A 212-nucleotide genomic window follows, 5' to 3' on the forward strand; every position below is an offset into this window, starting at 1 on the left:
CTGGAAAGGTCCGTCGTAGAGGGTAACAACCCCGTAGTCGAAACTTCGTTCTCTCTTGAATGTATCCTGAGTACGGCGGAACACGTGAAATTCCGTCGGAATCTGGGAGGCCCATCTCCCAAGGCTAAATACTCCCTAGTGATCGATAGTGAACCAGTACCGTGAGGGAAAGGTGAAAAGCACCCCGGAAGGGGAGTGAAAGAGATCCTGAA

Annotated in this window: 1 rRNA gene; it reads left to right on the plus strand. The window is 51.4% G+C overall.

The annotated features are described in order from the left end of the window. A 23S ribosomal RNA gene (locus tag MR107_RS31205) occupies positions 1-212 on the plus strand; the annotation flags it as partial.

It is taken from the genome of Bacillus cereus group sp. BfR-BA-01441, from assembly GCF_022663075.1.
GTDB lineage: Bacteria > Bacillota > Bacilli > Bacillales > Bacillaceae_G > Bacillus_A > Bacillus_A cereus.